13 protein-coding genes are annotated in these 17,965 nt (G+C 74.9%); 10 read left to right on the plus strand and 3 right to left on the minus strand.

The genetic code is table 11. The features are described from left to right. The first annotated feature begins 146 nt into the window (after positions 1–146). The 3 genes from lpdA (at position 147) to FHX36_RS07265 (ending at position 4,473) form a co-directional block, all read left to right on the plus strand. Positions 147–1,526 (plus strand): dihydrolipoyl dehydrogenase, encoded by a 1,380-nt coding sequence (lpdA, locus tag FHX36_RS07255; RefSeq protein WP_110551172.1) that lies wholly within the window; start codon positions 147–149, stop codon positions 1,524–1,526. 63 nt (positions 1,527–1,589) lie between these two features. Next, a complete protein-coding gene (gene sucB, locus FHX36_RS07260) occupies positions 1,590–3,473 on the plus strand; it encodes a 2-oxoglutarate dehydrogenase, E2 component, dihydrolipoamide succinyltransferase (RefSeq protein ID WP_110551171.1) in 1,884 nt (627 codons plus the stop codon). Positions 3,474–3,567: 94 nt separating this feature from the next. Next, positions 3,568–4,473: a TIGR01777 family oxidoreductase gene (locus FHX36_RS07265; protein ID WP_110551170.1), complete on the plus strand. Its 906-nt coding sequence runs from the start codon at positions 3,568–3,570 to the stop codon at positions 4,471–4,473. Here FHX36_RS07265 and FHX36_RS07270 read toward each other — a convergent pair whose 3' ends face one another. Further along, positions 4,474–6,198 carry a serine/threonine-protein kinase gene (locus FHX36_RS07270; protein ID WP_183513643.1) on the minus strand — a complete coding sequence of 575 codons (1,725 nt, stop codon included), beginning with the start codon at positions 6,196–6,198 and terminating at the stop codon, positions 4,474–4,476. A gap of 119 nt (positions 6,199–6,317) precedes the next feature. On the opposite strand from FHX36_RS07270, the gene FHX36_RS07275 reads away from it, so the two are divergent. From FHX36_RS07275 to lipB, 3 genes are read left to right on the plus strand one after another with little or no spacing between them, the layout of a single operon-like run. Next, complete coding sequence (locus FHX36_RS07275; RefSeq protein WP_110552798.1) at positions 6,318–7,577, plus strand: protoporphyrinogen/coproporphyrinogen oxidase; 1,260 nt, start codon at positions 6,318–6,320, stop codon at positions 7,575–7,577. After that, complete coding sequence (locus FHX36_RS07280; protein ID WP_110552797.1) at positions 7,577–8,311, plus strand: Type 1 glutamine amidotransferase-like domain-containing protein; 735 nt, start codon at positions 7,577–7,579, stop codon at positions 8,309–8,311. The genes FHX36_RS07275 and FHX36_RS07280 overlap by 1 nt, the downstream gene beginning before the upstream one ends. A 40-nt stretch (positions 8,312–8,351) precedes the next feature. Then, positions 8,352–8,996, plus strand: coding sequence for a lipoyl(octanoyl) transferase LipB (gene lipB / locus FHX36_RS07285; protein WP_110552796.1), 645 nt, complete (start codon positions 8,352–8,354; stop codon positions 8,994–8,996). Positions 8,997–9,045: 49 nt separating this feature from the next. Here lipB and leuS read toward each other — a convergent pair whose 3' ends face one another. After that, complete coding sequence (gene leuS / locus FHX36_RS07290) at positions 9,046–11,931, minus strand: leucine--tRNA ligase (RefSeq protein WP_110552795.1); 2,886 nt, start codon at positions 11,929–11,931, stop codon at positions 9,046–9,048. A gap of 449 nt (positions 11,932–12,380) precedes the next feature. Between leuS and FHX36_RS07295 the strand changes: the two genes are divergently transcribed. Then, positions 12,381–13,505, plus strand: a complete 1,125-nt coding sequence (locus FHX36_RS07295) for a CDP-glycerol glycerophosphotransferase family protein (RefSeq protein WP_258372817.1) — start codon at positions 12,381–12,383, stop codon at positions 13,503–13,505. Next, positions 13,492–14,292: a phosphocholine cytidylyltransferase family protein gene (locus FHX36_RS07300; protein ID WP_181428821.1), complete on the plus strand. Its 801-nt coding sequence runs from the start codon at positions 13,492–13,494 to the stop codon at positions 14,290–14,292. Before FHX36_RS07295 ends, FHX36_RS07300 begins: the two co-directional genes overlap by 14 nt. 69 nt (positions 14,293–14,361) lie before the next feature. On the opposite strand, the gene FHX36_RS07305 is transcribed toward FHX36_RS07300, so the two are convergent. After that, positions 14,362–15,291, minus strand: a complete 930-nt coding sequence (locus FHX36_RS07305) for an LLM class F420-dependent oxidoreductase (RefSeq protein WP_110552794.1) — start codon at positions 15,289–15,291, stop codon at positions 14,362–14,364. A gap of 113 nt (positions 15,292–15,404) precedes the next feature. On the opposite strand from FHX36_RS07305, the gene FHX36_RS07310 reads away from it, so the two are divergent. Then, complete coding sequence (locus tag FHX36_RS07310) at positions 15,405–16,862, plus strand: hypothetical protein (protein ID WP_183513645.1); 1,458 nt, start codon at positions 15,405–15,407, stop codon at positions 16,860–16,862. A gap of 103 nt (positions 16,863–16,965) precedes the next feature. After that, positions 16,966–17,955: a lipoyl synthase gene (gene lipA / locus FHX36_RS07315; protein ID WP_220036108.1), complete on the plus strand. Its 990-nt coding sequence runs from the start codon at positions 16,966–16,968 to the stop codon at positions 17,953–17,955. Positions 17,956–17,965 lie beyond the last annotated feature (10 nt).

The following is a 17,965-nucleotide window of genomic DNA, read 5'->3' on the forward strand; positions in this document are numbered from 1 at the left end:
GTCCCCTCGGCCGCGGGTTGCTCCGCGACGCTCCAGCGACAGCAACGGAGCATCCGGACGCGCCGTTCCCGGGAGTGGCAGGATGGGCAGGCGCAGGATCGCCGTGCCCGGGACACCTCGGGCCACCCAGTACTTGAGGAGCACTCGTGAGCGCACCGACCACCCCCGCTGACCTGGTCATCCTCGGTGGTGGCTCCGGTGGCTACGCCGCCGCGCTGCGCGCCGCGGAGCTCGACATGTCCGTCGTCCTAATCGAGCGCGACAAGGTCGGCGGCACCTGCCTGCACCGCGGCTGCATCCCGACGAAGGCGCTGCTGCACACCGCCGAGGTCGCCGACAACGCCCGCGAGGGCGAGCAGTTCGGCGTCAAGTCGACCCTCTCGGGCATCGACATGGACGGGGTGAACGCCTACAAGGACGGCGTCATCTCCAAGAACTTCAAGGGCCTGCAGGGCCTGATCAAGAGCCGCGGGATCACCATCGTCGAGGGCGAGGGCCGACTGGTCTCCCCCACCGCCGTCCAGGTCGGCGACCAGGTCTACGAGGGCCGCCACGTGCTGCTGGCCACCGGCTCCTACGCCCGTTCGCTGCCGGGCATCGAGATCGACGGCACCAAGGTCATCACCAGCGACCACGCGCTCAAGCTCGACCGCGTACCGAGCTCGGCGATCATCCTCGGCGGCGGCGTCATCGGCTGCGAGTTCGCGAGCGCCTGGAAGTCCTTCGGCGTCGACGTGACCATCGTCGAGGGCCTGCCGCACCTCGTGCCGCTGGAGGACGAGTCGTCCTCCAAGCTGCTCGAGCGCGCCTTCCGCCGCCGCAAGATCGAGTTCTCGCTGGGCAGCCGCGTCTCCAGCGTGCAGACCACCGCCGACGGCGTGAAGGTCGCCCTGGAGAACGGCAAGGAGTTCGAGGCCGAGCTGGTGCTCGTCGCCGTGGGCCGCGGCCCGGTCAGCCAGGGCCTGGGCTACGAGGAGGCCGGCGTCGCGATGGACCGCGGCTACGTCCTCGTCGACGAGTACTGCCAGACCAACGTGCCGACCATCTCCGCCGTCGGTGACCTGATCCCGACCCTGCAGCTGGCACACGTCGGCTTCGGCGAGGGGATCCTGGTGGCCGAGCGGCTGGCCGGGCTGCCGGTCGTGCCGATCGACTACGCCGGGGTCCCGCGGGTCACCTACTCCGAGCCCGAGGTCGCCTCGGTCGGCCTCACCGAGGCCCAGGCCAAGGAGAAGTACGGCGAGGTCGAGGTCGCCACCTACGACCTGGCCGGCAACGGCCGCGCGGCGATCCTGAAGACCGCCGGCGCGGTGAAGCTGATCCGCGCCAAGGACGGCGCCGTGGTCGGCGTGCACATGGTGGGCAGCCGGGTCGGCGACATGGTCGCCGAGGCCCAGCTCGTCTACAACTGGGAGGCCCTCCCCGAGGAGGTCGCCCAGCTGATCCACCCGCACCCGACGCTCAGCGAGGCGCTCGGCGAGGCCGCCCTGGTGCTGGCCGGCAAGCCGCTGCACGCGCACACCTGATCCGCACGTCCCACCCGCACCACCCCCTGCGCCACCCCCACGACCTGAGGAGACCTGCCTTCGATGCCGACGTCCGTCACCATGCCCGCCCTGGGCGAGAGCGTCACCGAGGGCACGGTCACCCGATGGCTGAAGCAGGAGGGTGACCAGGTCGAGGTCGACGAGCCGCTCCTCGAGGTCTCCACCGACAAGGTGGACACCGAGATCCCCTCCCCCGCTGCCGGTGTGCTCACCAAGATCGTGGTCGCGGAGGACGAGACCGTCGAGGTGGGCGCCGAGCTGGCGGTCATCGGCGGGGACGCCGGCGGCGACGGTGCCGCACCGGCCCAGGAGGCACCGGCGCAGGAGGCACCGGCGCAGGAGGCACCGGCCGAGGAGCTCCCGGCCCAGGAGGCACCCGCGGCCCAGGAGGCGCCTGCCCCGGCTCAGGCCGAGGAGCCGGCGCCGGCCGCCTCGTCGGGTGGTGACTCCGGTGGCTCGTCCGGTGGTGGCTCTGGTGGTGGCGAGGGCACCAAGGTGACCATGCCGGCCCTGGGCGAGAGCGTCACCGAGGGCACGGTCACCCGGTGGCTGAAGGCCGTCGGCGACGAGGTCTCCGCCGACGAGCCGCTGCTCGAGGTGTCGACCGACAAGGTCGACACCGAGATCCCCTCCCCCGTCTCGGGCACCCTGCTGTCGATCTCGGTGAACGAGGACGAGACCGTCGAGGTCGGCGCGGAGCTCGCCGTCATCGGTGCGGCCGGCGGCTCCTCCGCACCGGCTGCTCCGGCCGCCCCGGCCGAGCCGCAGGGCCAGTCGCCCGCGCCCGCCGAGGAGGCCCCGGCCCCCGCTCCGCAGGAGGCCCAGCCGACCCCGGTGCAGGCCAAGACGGACACCGGCCAGCCCGGCGCTGACTACGGCTCCAGCGGCACGATGCCCACCCAGTCGCCGACCGACCAGCCCTCGCCGGCCGAGGCGGTCGCCCCGGCCTCGCGCCCGGCGGCCCCGGCTCCCTCCGGTGACGGCGCCGGTGCGTACGTGACCCCGCTGGTCCGCCGGCTCGCCGCCGACCAGGGCGTCGACCTGAGCACCGTCGAGGGCACCGGCGTCGGCGGCCGGATCCGCAAGCAGGACGTCCTCGCCGCCGCCGAGAAGGCCAAGCAGCCGGCACCCGCCGCTGCCTCCTCCTCGGCTCCGGCCGCCGGGCGCACCCCGTCGCCGGCTGCCCAGCCGGACTCGGCGCTGCGCGGCCGCACGGAGAAGATGTCGCGGCTGCGGACGGTCATCGCCAAGCGGATGGTCGAGTCGCTGGAGATCAGCGCGCAGCTGACCACCGTCGTCGAGGCCGACGTCACCCGGATCGCGAAGCTGCGCGACCAGGTGAAGGCCGACTTCGCCGCCCGCGAGGGCGTCAAGCTGTCGTTCCTGCCGTTCTTCGCCAAGGCGGCCGTCGAGGCGCTGAAGGCCCACCCGTCGGTCAACTCCTCGGTGGACATGGCGGCCGGCACGGTCACCTACCACGACGCGGAGAACCTCGGCATCGCCGTCGACACCGAGCGCGGGCTGCTCGTCCCGGTGATCCAGGGCGCCGGTGATCTCAGCATCGCCGGCATCGCCCGGAAGATCGCCGACCTGGCGGAGCGGACCCGCTCCAACAAGGTCACCCCGGACGAGCTCGGTGGCGGCACCTTCACGCTGACCAACACCGGCAGCCGGGGCGCGCTGTTCGACACCCCGATCATCAACCAGCCGCAGGTCGCGATCCTCGGCGTCGGCTCGGTGGTGAAGCGCCCGGTCGTCGTGCAGGACCCCGACCTCGGTGAGGTCATCGCGGTGCGGTCGATGGTCTACCTGGCCCTGACCTACGACCACCGGATCGTCGACGGTGCGGACGCCGCGCGCTTCCTCACCACGGTGCGGGAGCGGCTGGAGGCCGGTCAGTTCCACGGCGAGCTCGGCCTGTCCTGACCCACCGACGAAGGGCCCCGGCTCCGGCTGGGGCCCTTCGCCGTCTGCGCACCCCGCCGGTGCGCTGCCCGCGCACCGACCGAGGGAGCACTCGATGAAGGTCGCCGTCACCGGCTCCTCCGGCCTGATCGGACCCGAGCTGGTCCGCGCGCTGCGCACGGAGGGGCACGAGGTGCTGCGGCTGGTCCGGCGCACCCCGCGGACCGCGGACGAGCACCGCTGGGAACCGGCCCACCACCGCATCCCGCCGGGCCTGCTCGACGACGTCGACGCGGTGGTCAACCTGGCCGGCGTCGGGGTGGCGGACCGGCCGTGGACGGCCAAGCGCAAGCGCGAGGTGCTCGCCAGCCGGGTCGACAGCACGGCCACGGTGAGCCAGGCGCTCGCCCAGGCGGTGGCTGCCGCCCCGGGGCGGGAGCGGGTGCTGCTGTCGGCCTCCGCCGTCGGCTGGTACGGCGACACCGGCGACCGGGTCGTCGACGAGACGGTCCCCGCGGGCGACGACTTCCTCGCCCGGGTCTGCGTGGAGTGGGAGGCGGCGACCGGCCCGGCCGTGGCGGCCGGCGTTCGGGTCGCGACGCTGCGCACCGGGCTGGTGCTCGCCCGGGGCGGCCTGCTCGGCCGGCTGCTGCCGCTCTTCCGGCTCGGGCTCGGTGCCCAGCTGGGCAACGGCCGGCAGTACATGCCGTGGATCAGCCTGCGCGACGAGGTCGACGCGATCGTCTTCCTGCTCACCGCCCCGGTGTCCGGGCCGGTCAACCTGACCGCGCCCGAGCCGGTGACCAACTCCGTCTTCACCGAGGCGCTCGCCTCGGCCGTGCACCGACGGGCGTTCCTCACCGCTCCCGCCACCGTCATGCGGCTCGGCCTCGGTGAGCTGGCCCGGGTCGCGCTGCTCTCCGGGCAGCGCGCGGTGCCGGCGGCGCTGCAGCAGGCCGGGTTCGCGCACACCCACCCCGACCTCCCCTCGGCGCTGCAGGCCGTCGTCGCCGGCAGGTGATCACGGCTCCACCCGGGCGTCGCTGATCCGCCAGCCGGCGGCGGTCTGCTCCAGCACCATGCGCACCTGCTCCGCTCCGCGGCCGGCGACCTCGCTCGCCGCGGCGGCACCCGGGTCGGCGGCCGGGACCACGCGGTAGCCGGGCAGATCGTCGACCACCCGCAGCTCGACCCGCCCGTCCGCTCCTGGGGCGACCGCGACGACCTCCTGCACCCGCGGGGCGAACCCGGCCAGGACCCGGCCGTCGGCCCGGAGCGCGGTGACGGCTGCGGTGTCCCTGTCCAGGAGCGGGCTGCCCGCCGGGTAGACGCCGTTGAGCACCGCGGGGTCGGCGGTGGCGAAGGCGGACGCCCGGCGCGCGTAGAGCTCGGTGAGCAGGGCAGCCCACCCGGCGGCGTCCGTCGGGGTGGCGGCCGGGGCCGGCTCAGCGCCCGGACCCGCCGTCTGCCCCGCGCCGTCCGGCTCGGCCCGGCCGTCCGGCTCGGGCGCGTCGTCCGGCTCTGCCACTGCGGGAGGGCCGGCGGGGACCGTCTTCTCCGCTGCGCCCACCGGACCGGGCGCGGGTGCCGATCCGGCGACCGGCACGGCCCCGGCCGGCTGGCCACCCCACGAGGCACCCGCCCAGGCAGCACCGGCCAGCCCGGCGCCCACGGCCACCAGCACCCCGGCGACCACGGCCGAGCGCCGAAGGACGCCGCGCAGCGCACTGCCCAGGCCGTCCGCCCCGGGCACGGGGAGGCGAACGGCGAGGCCGGCCCGCACCCGGCCCAGCCGCGACGGTGCCGGCGGCGCGGCGTGCGCGGCCCGTGGGCGCAGCCCGGGCACCTGGTGGGTCAGCTCGGTCCGCGGCCCGAGACCGGTGCGGCCCAGCTCGGCATCGGGCACCCCGGCCACCGGCAGCCGCACCGGCTCCGGCCGGCAGGCGTGCCGCAGGTCCAGGGCGAAGGCGGCGGCCGAGCCCCGCAGGTGCGGGTCCGGCGACAGCCCCCGGCGGATCACCCGCAGCAGCTCTGCGGGCGCCTCCGGCGCCAGCAGGGCCAGGTCGGGGAGCTCCCCGACAGCAGCCACCGCCAGCGTCCCGCGGGGGTCGGCCGCGTTCCACGGCGCGATGCCGGTGAGGGCGTGGAACGCCGCGGCCGCCACCCCGAACACGTCCGAGGCCGGGCCGGGGGCGCCGCCGCGCGCCACGACCGGGTCGACGTAGGCAGGGGTCACCTCCGCCCGCGCCGTGTCGCCGACCAGCCGCGCGGTGCCCAGGTCGGTGAGCACCGGTCGGCCCTCGGCGGTGAAGACCACGTTCCCCGGGGAGAGGTCGCCGTGCACGACCCCCCGGTCGTGCGCGTGGGCGAGTGCCGCGGCCACCGGGGCGACGGTGGTGACCACCTCCCCGGCCCGGAGCCGTCCCCTGCGGGCGAGCAGCGCGGCCAGGCTCCCACCGGCCAGCAGCTCCAGCACCAGGGCGACCTCGGCAGTGCCGCCGCGGACCTCGTGCCGCACCACGTCGAGCAGCCGGACCAGGTGCGGGTGGTCCAGCTCGGCCAGCAGCGCGGCCTCCCGCTCCTGGCGCTCGGGGTCGCCGCGCACCAGCACCTTGACCGCGACCGGCGGCCCGCCGTCGCGGGGCCGCGCCCGCCACACCTGCCCTGAGCCGCCCCGGCCGAGCAGCTCCTCCAGCACGTGGCCGGGCACGACGGGGGCCGCGGGCGGGACCGGCTGCACAGGCATGCCGGGGACCGTAGGGCTGTCGGCCGACCCGGTGCCGGCGTCGTCCACAGGCCGGGGTCCCGTCCACAGCCTGCGGCGTGGGCGGGACGGCCGTCCCGCCCAGCGCCTAGGTTCGGGCCATGTCACTGCCCTCCCGCGCCGAGGTGGTCGTGGTCGGCGCCGGCCTCGCCGGTCTGTCCGCTGCCACGCGGCTGGCCGCCGCCGGACGCGACGTGCACCTGGTCGACGCGGCCGAGCACGCCGGTGGCCGGCTGGCGACCTCGCGGGTCGACGGCTTCCTGGTCGACCGCGGCTTCCAGGTGCTGAACACCGGCTACCCGCGGGTCGCCGACCTGGACCTCCCGGCGCTGGACCTCGGCTGGTTCTGGACCGGGGCCGTCGTGCGGGTCGACGGGCGGGCGCACCGGTTCGTCGACCCGCGGCAGCACCCGACCGCCCTGCCGGCGACGCTGCGCACGCCGCTGGGCGGCCCGCACCGGCTGGCCGCGCTCGGCGCCTTCTCCGCCCGGGCCGGCTACGCCCCGGTCTCCCGGCTGCTCACCGCGCCCGAACGCTCGGCGGCCGAGCACCTCCGCTCGGCCGGGGTCGGCGAGCAGGCGCTGGAGACGTTCCTCCGCCCGTTCCTCGCCGGGGTGCTGCTGGAGGACCGCCTGGAGACCTCCAGCCGGTACCTGGACCTGGTCTGGCGCAGCTTCGTCCGCGGCCGGGTCGGGCTCCCCGCCCGCGGCATGCAGTCCGTCGGCGAGCAGCTGGCCGGACGGCTCCCCGCCGGGCGGGTGCACCTGGGCACCCGGGTCACCGCGGTCGACGGCCGGTCAGTCACCACCGGTGCCGGGACGACGGTGGCGGACGCCGTCGTGGTGGCCACCGACCCCGACACCGCGGCCGGGCTGCTGCCGGGCCTGCAGGCCGCCGCGCCCCGGCAGGTCACCACCCACCTGCACGTGCTGCCGGCCTCGCCATGGCAGGCGCCGCTCATCGTGCTCGGCGCACCCGGCGGGCAGCTGGTCAACACCGTCGTGGTCTCCGACGCCCAGCCCGCCTACAGCCCCGACGGCCGGGCCCTGGTCGCCAGCTCGACGCTCTCCCCCACCCGTGAGGCCGGCGTCCGCACCGAGATCGCCCGCACCCACGACGTGGCGGAGACCGACCTCGAGCACCTGACCACCGTCACCGTGCTCGGCGCCCAGCCGGCCGCCACTCCCCCGCTGCAGCACCGGCGGCCGGTCGACCTGGGCGACGGGTTGTTCGTCTGCGGCGACCACCGGGACACCCCGTCGATCCAGGGTGCGATGGCCAGCGGCGCCCGGACGGCGCGGGCCGTGCTGCGGAGGCTCAGCCGGTCTGCGGCACCGGCGAGCGACCGGGGGCCGGCCTGATGGCCGCGACCGCACCCACCGTGCTGGCCACCAGCATCGGCTTCGACTCCCGTGGCCGCGGGCCCACCGACTGGGCTCCCGGCCCGGTGTTCGACCTGGCCTTCCAGCTCGCCGGCGACCCGGTGCGCCCGCGGATCTGCCACCTCGCCACCGCCACCGGCGACGACCCGGCCCGCGTCGCCGGGTTCTACGGCGCGTTCGCCGGCCGCGACGTCGCCGTCTCGCACCTGAGCCTGTTCCCGATGCCGACGGTCGCCGACGTCCGCGCCCACCTGCTGGCCCAGGACGTGGTGTGGGTGGGCGGCGGCAGCGTGGCCAACCTGCTCGCCGTCTGGCGGGTGCACGGCCTGGACGAGGTGTTCCGCGAGGTGTGGCAGGCCGGGGTGGTGCTCGGCGGGGTGTCGGCCGGCTCGCTGTGCTGGCACGTCGGGGGCACCACCGACAGCTTCGGCCCGGACCTGCGACCGGTCACCGACGGGCTGGGGCTGCTGCCGTTCAGCAACAGCGTGCACCACGACTCCGAGCCCCGGCGGCGCCCGCTCTACCAGCGGCTGGTGGCCGACGGGACGCTGCCGGCCGGGCACGCCACCGACGACGGCGTCGGCCTGGTGTACCGCGGCACCGACCTGGTGGAGGCCGTCGCCGACCGCCCCGGCGCGGCCGCCTACCGGGTCGAACCCGGGCCCGACGGCACCGCGGTCGAGACCCGGGTGGCACCCCGGCGGCTGCGTTGAGGCGCGGGACGGACGCCGGGAACGGGCATAGGCTCAGCCGGTGAGCGAACTGCGAGTGGTGCGGGCGGGCACGGTCCCCTACGAGGACGCGTGGGCGTGGCAGCGCGAGCTGCACGAGGCGCGCGTGGCGGGCACCGGTCCGGACACGTTGCTCCTGCTGGAGCACCCGCCGGTCTACACCGCCGGCAAGCGGACCGAGCCGCACGAGCGGCCCTTCGACGGCACGCCGGTCATCGACGTCGACCGCGGCGGCAAGATCACCTGGCACGGTCCCGGCCAGCTGGTCGGCTACCCGATCGTCGCGCTGCCCGACCCGGTTGACGTGGTCGCCCACGTCCGCCGGATGGAGCAGGCGCTGATGGGCGTCTGCTCTGCCCTGGGCGTGGCCACCGAGCAGGTGGAGGGCCGCAGCGGCGTGTGGGTGCGCGCCGACGACCGGGGCCCCGACCGCAAGGTCGCCGCGATCGGGGTGCGGGTCGCCCGGGGCGTCACCATGCACGGCTTCGCGCTCAACTGCGATCCCGACATGGCGGCCTTCACCAACATGGTCCCGTGCGGCATCCCCGACGCCGGCGCCACCTCGCTCAGCGCCGAGCTCGGCCGCGACGTGCCGGTGGCCGAGGTCATCGACACCGTCGAGCAGGCGATGCGCGAGGTCCTGGGCGCCCCCGTCCCCGCCCGCTGACGGTCCCGTCCTCCTCGCGCACCCGGGCCGAGGAGGACGGGGCCGGGGGCTACCCGACGACGAAGTTGACCAGCCGGCCAGGCACCGCGATGACCCGGCGGACGGTCTTGCCGTCCAGCTGCGCGGCGACCTTCTCGTCGGCCCGCGCCGCCGCCTCCAGCGCCGCGGCGTCCGCGTCGGCCGGCACGGCCACCTGGGCGCGCACCTTGCCGTTGACCTGGACCGCGACCTCGACGGTGTCGTCGACCAGCCACTGCGGGTCGGCCACCGGGAACGACGCCCAGGCCACCGAGCCGGTGTGCCCCAGCCGGGCCCACAGCTCCTCGGCCAGGTGCGGCGCCAGCGGGGCGACCAGCAGGACCAGCGACTCGGCCACCTCGCGCGGCACCGGGCTCCCCGGCTGGTACGCCGAGGTCAGGTGGTTGGTCAGCTCGGTGACCCGGGCGATCGCGATGTTGAACCGCTGGGTCGACATGCCGTCCCGGACCGCTTCGATGGTCCGGTGCAGCGCGCGGTTGGTCTCGTCGTCGGCCGCCACGTCAGCAGCCCGCACCGCGCCGGTCTCCTCGTCGAGGACCACCCGCCAGATGCGCTGCAGCAGCCGCTGAGACCCCACGGCCGCCTTCGTCTCCCACGGCCGGGACTGGTCCAGCGGGCCGGTCGACATCTCGTAGACCCGGAAGGTGTCCGCGCCGAACAGGGCGATCATGTCGTCGGGCGTGACGACGTTCTTCAGGCTCTTGCCCATCTTCCCGTACTCGCGGGTGACCGGCTGCCCCTCGTAGAAGAACTGGCCGTCGACCTCCACGACCTCCGCCGCCGGCACGTAGAAGCCGCGGGCGTCGGTGTAGGCGAAGGCGGAGATGTAGCCCTGGTTCACCAGCCGGCGGAACGGCTCCTCGCTGGAGACGAACCCCAGGTCGAACAGCACCTTGTGCCAGAACCGGGCGTACAGCAGGTGCAGCACCGCGTGCTCGACACCGCCGACGTACAGGTCCACGCCGCCGACGTCGCCGGGCTCGCGCGGGCCCATCCAGTACCGCTCCAGCTCCGGGTCGACGAACCGCTCGTCGTCGGCCGGGTCCAGGTAGCGCAGGTAGTACCAGCACGAGCCCGCCCAGTTGGGCATCGTGTTGGTCTCCCGGCGGTAGGACCGCACACCGTCGCCGAGGTCCAGCTCCACCGTCGTCCACTCGGTCGCCCGGGACAGCGGCGGCTCGGGGGCGGAGGTGGCGTCGTCGTCGGCGAAGGTCTTCGGCGAGTAGTCGTCGACGTCGGGCAGCAGCACCGGCAGCATCGTCTCGGGGACGGCGATCGGCAGGTCGTCGGCGTCGTAGACGATCGGGAACGGCTCGCCCCAGTACCGCTGCCGGCTGAACAGCCAGTCGCGCAGCTTGTAGGTGGTGGTCGCCTCGCCGTGCCCACCTCCCACCAGCCACTCGGTGACGGCGGCGATGGCCGCGGCCTTGTCCAGCCCGTCCAGCGAGAGCTGCTCGTTCGAGCTGTTGATCATCGGGCCGGTGCCGGTGTAGGCGCCGCCGTCGAAGTCGGCCGGGGGCTGCACGGTGCGCACGACCGGCAGGCCGAACACCTGGGCGAAATCCCAGTCCCGGGTGTCCTCGCCGGGCACGGCCATGATCGCGCCGGTGCCGTAGCCGGTCAGCACGTAGTCGGCGATGAACACCGGCAGGTCGGCGCCGGTCAGCGGGTTGCGGGCGGTGACGCCCAGCCACACGCCGGTCTTGTCCCGGCCCTCGGACTGGCGGTCCAGCTCGGACCGGCGGGAGGCCTGCTTCTGGTAGGCGGCCACCGCCTCGGCCGGGGTCGCTGCGCCGGTGGTCCACCGCTCGTCGGTGCCGGCCGGCCACTCGCCGGCGGTGAGCGTCCCGACCAGCGGGTGCTCGGGAGCCAGCACCAGGTAGGTGGCGCCGAACAGGGTGTCCGGCCGGGTGGTGAACACCTCGACGGTCTCCGCGCCGGCGGCGAACCGGATCCGCGCACCGGTCGACCGGCCGATCCAGTTGCGCTGCATCTGCTTCAGCGAGTCCGACCAGTCCAGCCGGTCCAGGTCGGTCAGCAGCCGCTCCGCGTAGGCGGTGATCCGCATCATCCACTGGGTCAGCGGACGGCGGAACACCGGGAAGTTGCCCCGCTCCGAGCGGCCGTCGGCGGTGACCTCCTCGTTGGACAGCACCGTGCCCAGGCCCGGGCACCAGTTCACCGGCGCCTCGTGCCGGTAGGCCAGCCGGTGCGCGTCGACGACCCGGCGCCGCTCGACCTCCGACAGCTGCGACCAGCTGCGCCCCTCGGGCAGCGTGCCGGCCATCGGCTCCCGGGTGCCGGCGTCCAGCTCGGCGACCAGCTCGGCGATCGGGCGGGCCCGGTCGGACTCGGCGTCGAACCAGGCCTCGAACACCTGCCGGAAGATCCACTGGGTCCACTTGTAGTAGCCCGGGTCGATCGTGGCGAAGGTCCGCCGGGTGTCGTGGTCGACGCCCAGCCGGCGCAGCTGCGCCCGGATGGCCGCGATGTTGGCCTCCGTCGTGACCCGCGGGTGCTGGCCGGTCTGCACCGCGTACTGCTCGGCGGGCAGGCCAAAGGCGTCGTACCCCATCGGGTGCAGCACGTTGCGCCCGTCCATCCGCAGGAAGCGGCTGGTCACGTCGGTGCCCAGGTAGCCCAGCGGGTGCCCGACGTGCAGCCCGGCACCCGAGGGGTACGGGAACATGTCCATCAGGAACGCCTTGGGCCGGTCGGCGACCCGCTCGAAGCCCTCGCTCAGCCGGCCGACCGGGTTCGGCGTGTGGAAGGTCCCCTCGGCGTCCCAGCGGTCCTGCCAGGCGAGCTCGATCTGCTGCGCCAGCGCTGGGGTGTACCGGTGCGGCGGCACCCCGTCGGCGGACGGGTCGGTGCTCGGGCTGGCCGTCTGGCTCATGGTCGGTGCTCCTGGGTCCTGGCGATCTGGTGTGCGGGCAGAAAAAAACCCCTCACGCAGGAGGGGTCGCCGTGCCGTCTGATCGGTGTCAGGTCAGCACGGCGGGAGAAGCAGGAGTCCGCCGGTCACCCCCGCAGCCTACCGCGCGCGACCGCCGGGGCCTGCCGCCGGCGGCGGCAGCGACCGACCCGCCGGGGTGACCGCGCGAGGCTGGCGCACCGCTCGTTCACCTGGCGTCGGTAACGTCCACGTCCAGTGGACGGCGCAGGCCCCCTGACCAGGGGCCGCCCAGGTCCACGGCGCAGGTGGTCCGCCACCCCACCCGCGCGTCCCGCTCCACCACCCGCACCGTCCCACCCTGCCCTCGACCGGCCGGACCGGAGGCCTTGATTGCCCTGCACCCCCCACCGCCACGAGCCCGCAGCTCCGCTCCTGATCGGCCGACGACGGTGACGACGATCGTCTGGAGCAGCTTCTCCGGCCGGTACTCCGACAGCCCGCGCGCCGTCTACGAGGCGCTGCTGCCCCGCGGCGAGGAGTTCTCGCACGTGTGGCTGGTGCGCCCGGAGACCCGGGGCGACTTCCCGGCCGGTGTGGCGACCGCGGAGTACGGCAGCCCGGAGGGCCGGGCCGCCCTCGAGGCGGCGGACGTGGTGTTCGCCAACAACGGCATCTCGCTGGACTGGGACAAGTCGCCGGCGACGACCTACGTGCAGACCTGGCACGGCACCCCGCTCAAGCGGATGCACCGCGACGTCGCCCGGCCGACCGGCGGGCTGCTGACCGCGCTGGACCGGGACGTCGCCCGGTGGGACGTGCTGCTGTCGCCGAACGCGTTCAGCACGCCGAACCTGCGCAGCGCCTTCGGGTACACCGGCGAGGTCCTGGAGACCGGCTACCCGCGCAACGACGTCCTCAGCGCGCCGGACCGCGACGAGCGGCGCGCCGCCGTGCGGGCCGCCCTGGGCATCGCCGACGGCGTGACGACGGTCCTCTACGCCCCCACCTGGCGCGACGACCTGGTGATGACCGACGGGGTGCCGGACCACGCGTTCCCGCCGGACTTCGCCGACCTGGTCGACGGGCTGCCGGCCGACCACGTGCTGCTGCTCCGGCTGCACACCATGGTGGCCGACCGGTTCCCGCAGGTCACCGGCGAGCGGGTCGTCGACGTCTCCGACCACCCCGAGGTCTCCGACCTCTACCTGGCCGCGGACGTGCTGCTCACCGACTACTCCTCGGCCATGTTCGACTTCGCGGTGACCGGACGGCCGGTGCTCTCCTTCACCTACGACCTCGAGCACTACCGCGACGAGCTGCGGGGCTTCTACTTCGACCTGGCCGAGGTCGCCCCCGGACCGCTGCTGTCGACGAGCGCCGAGGTGGTGGCCGCCCTGGCCGACCTCGCCGGTGGACGACGCCAGGACACTGCGCGCCGGGCAGCGTTCGAGCGCACGTTCTGCAGCCTCGAGGACGGCCACGCCACCGACCGGGTGGTCGCCCGGTTCTTCCCGCCCACCGACCGAGTCCCCGCACCACCAGCCGACCGAGGAGTTGAGCATGCGCACGACTGAGCTGTCCACGATCGACGCCCGCGACCGTCACGAGCACGCGGCCGACGCCCTCGTGCCGCCCCAGGTGGTCATCCTGGCCGCCGGGATGGGCACCCGGCTGGGCCGGGCGCTGCCCAAGCCGCTGACCCAGCTGATGGACGGCCGCAGCATCATGGAGCAGCAGCTGGACGGCGTCCGGGAGGTCTTCGGGCCGGCCGCCCGGGTGACCGTGGTCGTCGGCTACCGCAGCAAGCGGGTCATGCGCGCCCAGCCGGACCTGCTGTTCGCCTTCAACCCCGAGTTCGAGCGCACCAACACCTCCAAGAGCCTGTGGCGCGGGCTGCGCACCTCCGCCCCCGGCGGCGTGCTGTGGCTCAACGGCGACGTGGTCTTCGAGCCGGCGGTGCTGGCCCAGACGACCGAGCTGGTGGCCGCCGACCAGAGCTTCGTCTGCGTGGACACCTCCACGGTCGCCGACGAGGAGGTCAAGTACACCCTCGACGAGGAGGGGTACATCGCCGAGCTGTCCAAGACCGTCATCGGCGGCCTGGGCGAGGCGGTGGGCATCAACTACGTCTCCGGCGCGGACAAGGCGCTGCTGCTGGAGCACCTGGCCGCGTGCGCGGACTCCGACTACTTCGAGCGCGCCATGGAGACCGCTGTCCAGCAGTCCGGGGTGCGCTTCCGGCCGGTGGACATCTCGCGGTTCTCCGCCGTCGAGGTCGACTTCGAGGACGACCTGGCGCGGGCGAACAGCTGGCTGCGGTCGCGCTCGCTGCTCGAGCCGTTGGAGGAGGGCGTCCGCTGACCACGGCGGTCGTCCCCGGCCGGCGGGTGGACGTCGCCGGCCGGGCCGCCGACGTCCTCCCGCGACCGCTCAGCTGAGCTGGGGCGCGACCTCGGCCGCCACCAGGTCCAGGTGGTCGAGGTCGGCGAGGTCGAGCACCTGCAGGTACACCCGGGAGGCGCCGGCCTCGGCGAACCGGCCCAGGGTGTCCACGGCCTCGGCCGGGGTGCCGGCGACACCGTTGGCCCTGAGCTCGTCGACGTCCCGGCCGATCGCCGCGGCCCGGCGGGCGACCTCGGCGTCGTCCCGGCCGACGCAGACCACCAGCGCGGAGCTGTAGACCAGCTCGGCGGGGTCGCGGCCGATCTCGCCGCAGGCCGCGCGGACGCCGTCGAACAGCCGGGCGTTGTCGGCCGCCGACTGGAACGGCACGTTGAACTCCGCGGCGTACCGGGCGGCCAGCCGCGGGGTGCGGCGCTTGCCACCCCCGCCGACCAGGATCGGGATCCCGCCGGGCTGCACCGGCTTGGGCAGCGCCGGCGAGCCGGCCAGCTGGTAGTGGGTGCCAGCGAAGTCGAAGGTCTCCCCCGCCGGGGTGCTCCACAGCCCGCTGATCACCGCCACCTGCTCCTCGTAGCGGTCGAACCGCTCCCCCAGCTCGGGGAACGGGATGCCGTAGGCGCTGTGCTCCTCGGCGAACCAGCCCGAGCCGATGCCCAGCTCGACCCGGCCGCCGCTCATCTGGTCGACCTGGGCGACCGAGATGGCCAGCGGCCCAGGGAGCCGGAAGGTGGCGGCGGTCATCAGCGTGCCGAGCCGGATCCGGCTGGTCTCCCGCGCCAGCCCGGCGAGGGTCACCCAGGCGTCGGTCGGGCCGGGCAGCCCGTCGCCGCCCATGGTCAGGTAGTGGTCGGAGCGGAAGAAGGCGTCGAAGCCGGTCTCCTCGGTGCGCCGGGCCACCGCGAGCAGGTCGTCGTAGGTGGCGCCCATCTGGGGTTCGGTGAAGATCCGTAGCTGCACGGGCAGAACGTAGCCAGCCGGCGGCCGGAGCGCCGCTCGCGCGGGGGCTCGGGGTGTGCCCGGAGGCGAAGGCGGGCAGGATGATCGCCAAGCGATCAACCGGAGGTGCTGGAGTGTTCCGCAAGAAGAGCCGGACAGAGGTCATCGGGGCCGAGTTGCAGGAGGGGTTCGCCCACATCGGCGCAGCGGTCACCGAGGCCCGGAAGGCGACGGCGGAGCAGTTCGGTCCGCAGGTCGCCGCCGCGGCCAAGGCCGCCCAGCAGACGTACGACAAGGACCTCGCGCCCCGGGTCGAGGCGGCCGTCGCCGCGCTCGCCCCCCAGCTGGACGCCGCCCGCGAGGTGCTGGTGCCCCGCCTGGAGGCCGCGCAGAAGACGCTGGCGCCGCGGCTGGAGGCCGCGCAGAAGGCCTACGAGTCCGACGTCGTCCCGCGGCTGGAGGCGGCCACCAAGGTGGCCCGCACCAACCTGGAGACGGCGGTCGCCGCCGCGACGCCCAAGGTCGTCGCCGCCCGCGAGGCGGCCGGCCCGGCGCTCGAGAGCGCCGCCAAGGCCGCCCGGGCGAACCTGGAGACGGCGGTCGCCGCCACCACGCCGCGGGTCGTCGCCGCCCGGGACGCCGCCGGCCCGCGGTTCTCCGCCGCGACCAGCGCCGCCGCTGCCTACGCGGCCCCCCGGGTGACCGCGGCCCGCGACGCCGCGGGCCCAGCGCTCGACTCGGCCAGGGCCGGCTTCGTGGCGCAGGTCGAGGCCGCGCGCGCCCAGCTGGACGCGCGCAGCGCCGAGCTGGCCGCCACCGCCGCCACGCTCTCCTCGGCGACGGCCAAGCAGACCGACAAGGTCCGCAGGGACGCGGCTGCAGCCGCGGAGGCCGCGCGCGAGCAGGCCGCCGCCCGGGTCGCCGCGCTGCGGGTGGCCGCCGAGGCGACCAGCACGGCCGCCGGCAAGAAGGCCGAGAAGCTGGGCAAGAAGGCCGACAAGCTGGCCGCCAAGGCGGCGAAGCGGCGCGTCGAGCTGGAGAAGGCGACCGTCAAGGCCCGCAAGGAGGCCGGCAAGCGCACCGCCGCGACCGTCACCTCGGTCAAGCGGAGCGTGGGCATCGAGAAGCAGCCCCGCCGGTGGCCGTGGGTGGTCGCCGTCCTGGCCGTCGTCGGTGCGGCCGTGTTCGCCCTGCTGCGCCGCAAGAGCTCCGACGACCTGTGGACCCCCGCGCCGACCGGCGACGGCCCGGTGCCCAGCTACCGAGAGGACCCCGTCCCCATGTCAGCGCAGACCCCCGCAGGCGGCTCCGAGACCCCCGAGGCCCAGGGCAAGCAGGTCTCCACGGCGATGACCGCGCCGTCGGACTCCGGCCCGGCCGAGGGCGGGATCGGTGCCCTCGAGGCCGAGCCGGCCTCCGGCCCCGGTGAGCCCGGCAACCAGGACCGCCCGACCACGGCCACCGGCACGACGAACGACCCGGACAGCCCGGTCGCCTCGGCCGCCAACCAGGACTACACCGAGGGTCCCGGCAGCGCCGGCAACTCGGCTCCCAGCCGGGGCACCCGCCCCGACGAGGACGCCGCGGGCTGACCCCGCGCACCACTCCCCCGACGGGGCCCAGCCGATCCGGCTGGGCCCCGTCGTCGTTCCCGGCTCCGCAGCCGCGGTGATCAGCGGGAGTACCGTGCTGGGCATGAGCCTGGGCATGGAGGAGGCGCCGGCGGAGACCCCGCAGACGTCCTCCGGGATCGAGCCGGCCGGTCGCAAGCTGCTCCGTCTGGAGGTCCGCAACAGCCAGACCCCCATCGAGCGCAAGCCCGAGTGGATCAAGACCAAGCTGAAGACGGGGCCGGAGTACACCGAGCTCAAGTCGCTGGTCCGCCGCGAGGGCCTGCACACGGTCTGCGAGGAGGCCGGCTGCCCCAACATCTACGAGTGCTGGGAGGACCGCGAGGCCACCTTCCTCATCGGGGGCGACCAGTGCACCCGGCGCTGCGACTTCTGCCAGATCGACACCGGCAAGCCCGCCGACTTCGACCGTGACGAGCCCCGCCGGGTCGCCGAGAGCGTGGCCACCATGGGCCTGCGCTACGCCACCATCACCGGCGTCGCCCGCGACGACCTCCCCGACGGCGGTGCCTGGCTCTACGCCGAGACCGTCCGCCAGATCCACGACCAGATCCCCGGTTGCGGCGTCGAGCTGCTGATCCCGGACTTCAACGCCGAGCCCGACCAGCTGGCCGAGGTCTTCTCCTCGCGCCCGGAGGTGCTCGCGCACAACGTCGAGACGGTCCCCCGCATCTTCAAGCGCATCCGCCCCGGCTTCCGCTTCGAGCGCTCGCTGTCGGTCATCACCGCGGCGCGGGACGCGGGCCTGGTCACCAAGTCCAACCTGATCCTGGGCATGGGCGAGGAGCCGCACGAGGTCGTCGAGGCCATGCAGGCGCTGCACGACGCGGGCTGCGACCTGCTCACCATCACCCAGTACCTGCGGCCCAGCGTCCGGCACCACCCGGTCGTCCGGTGGGTCAAGCCCGACGAGTTCGTCGGCTTCCAGGCCCAGGCCGAGGAGATGGGCTTCGCGGGCGTGCTCGCCGGCCCCCTGGTGCGCAGCTCGTACCGCGCCGGCCGGCTGTACCAGCAGGCCGCCGAGGCCCGCGGGCTGGCCGTCACCACCCGCTGACGGCCCCCGG

Origin of the sequence: Modestobacter versicolor (assembly GCF_014195485.1) — a bacterium.
GTDB lineage: Bacteria > Actinomycetota > Actinomycetes > Mycobacteriales > Geodermatophilaceae > Modestobacter > Modestobacter versicolor.

Coding starts and splice junctions, on each gene's coding strand:
- leuS (WP_110552795.1), bottom strand. CDS start 11,931: ATGAGCCAGACGGCCAGCCCGAGCACCGACCCGTCCGCCGACGGGGTG.
- lipA (WP_220036108.1), top strand. CDS start 16,966: ATGAGCCTGGGCATGGAGGAGGCGCCGGCGGAGACCCCGCAGACGTCC.
- FHX36_RS07280 (WP_110552797.1), top strand. CDS start 7,577: ATGGCCGCGACCGCACCCACCGTGCTGGCCACCAGCATCGGCTTCGAC.
- FHX36_RS07300 (WP_181428821.1), top strand. CDS start 13,492: ATGCGCACGACTGAGCTGTCCACGATCGACGCCCGCGACCGTCACGAG.
- sucB (WP_110551171.1), top strand. CDS start 1,590: ATGCCGACGTCCGTCACCATGCCCGCCCTGGGCGAGAGCGTCACCGAG.
- FHX36_RS07270 (WP_183513643.1), bottom strand. CDS start 6,198: ATGCCTGTGCAGCCGGTCCCGCCCGCGGCCCCCGTCGTGCCCGGCCAC.
- FHX36_RS07275 (WP_110552798.1), top strand. CDS start 6,318: ATGTCACTGCCCTCCCGCGCCGAGGTGGTCGTGGTCGGCGCCGGCCTC.
- FHX36_RS07265 (WP_110551170.1), top strand. CDS start 3,568: ATGAAGGTCGCCGTCACCGGCTCCTCCGGCCTGATCGGACCCGAGCTG.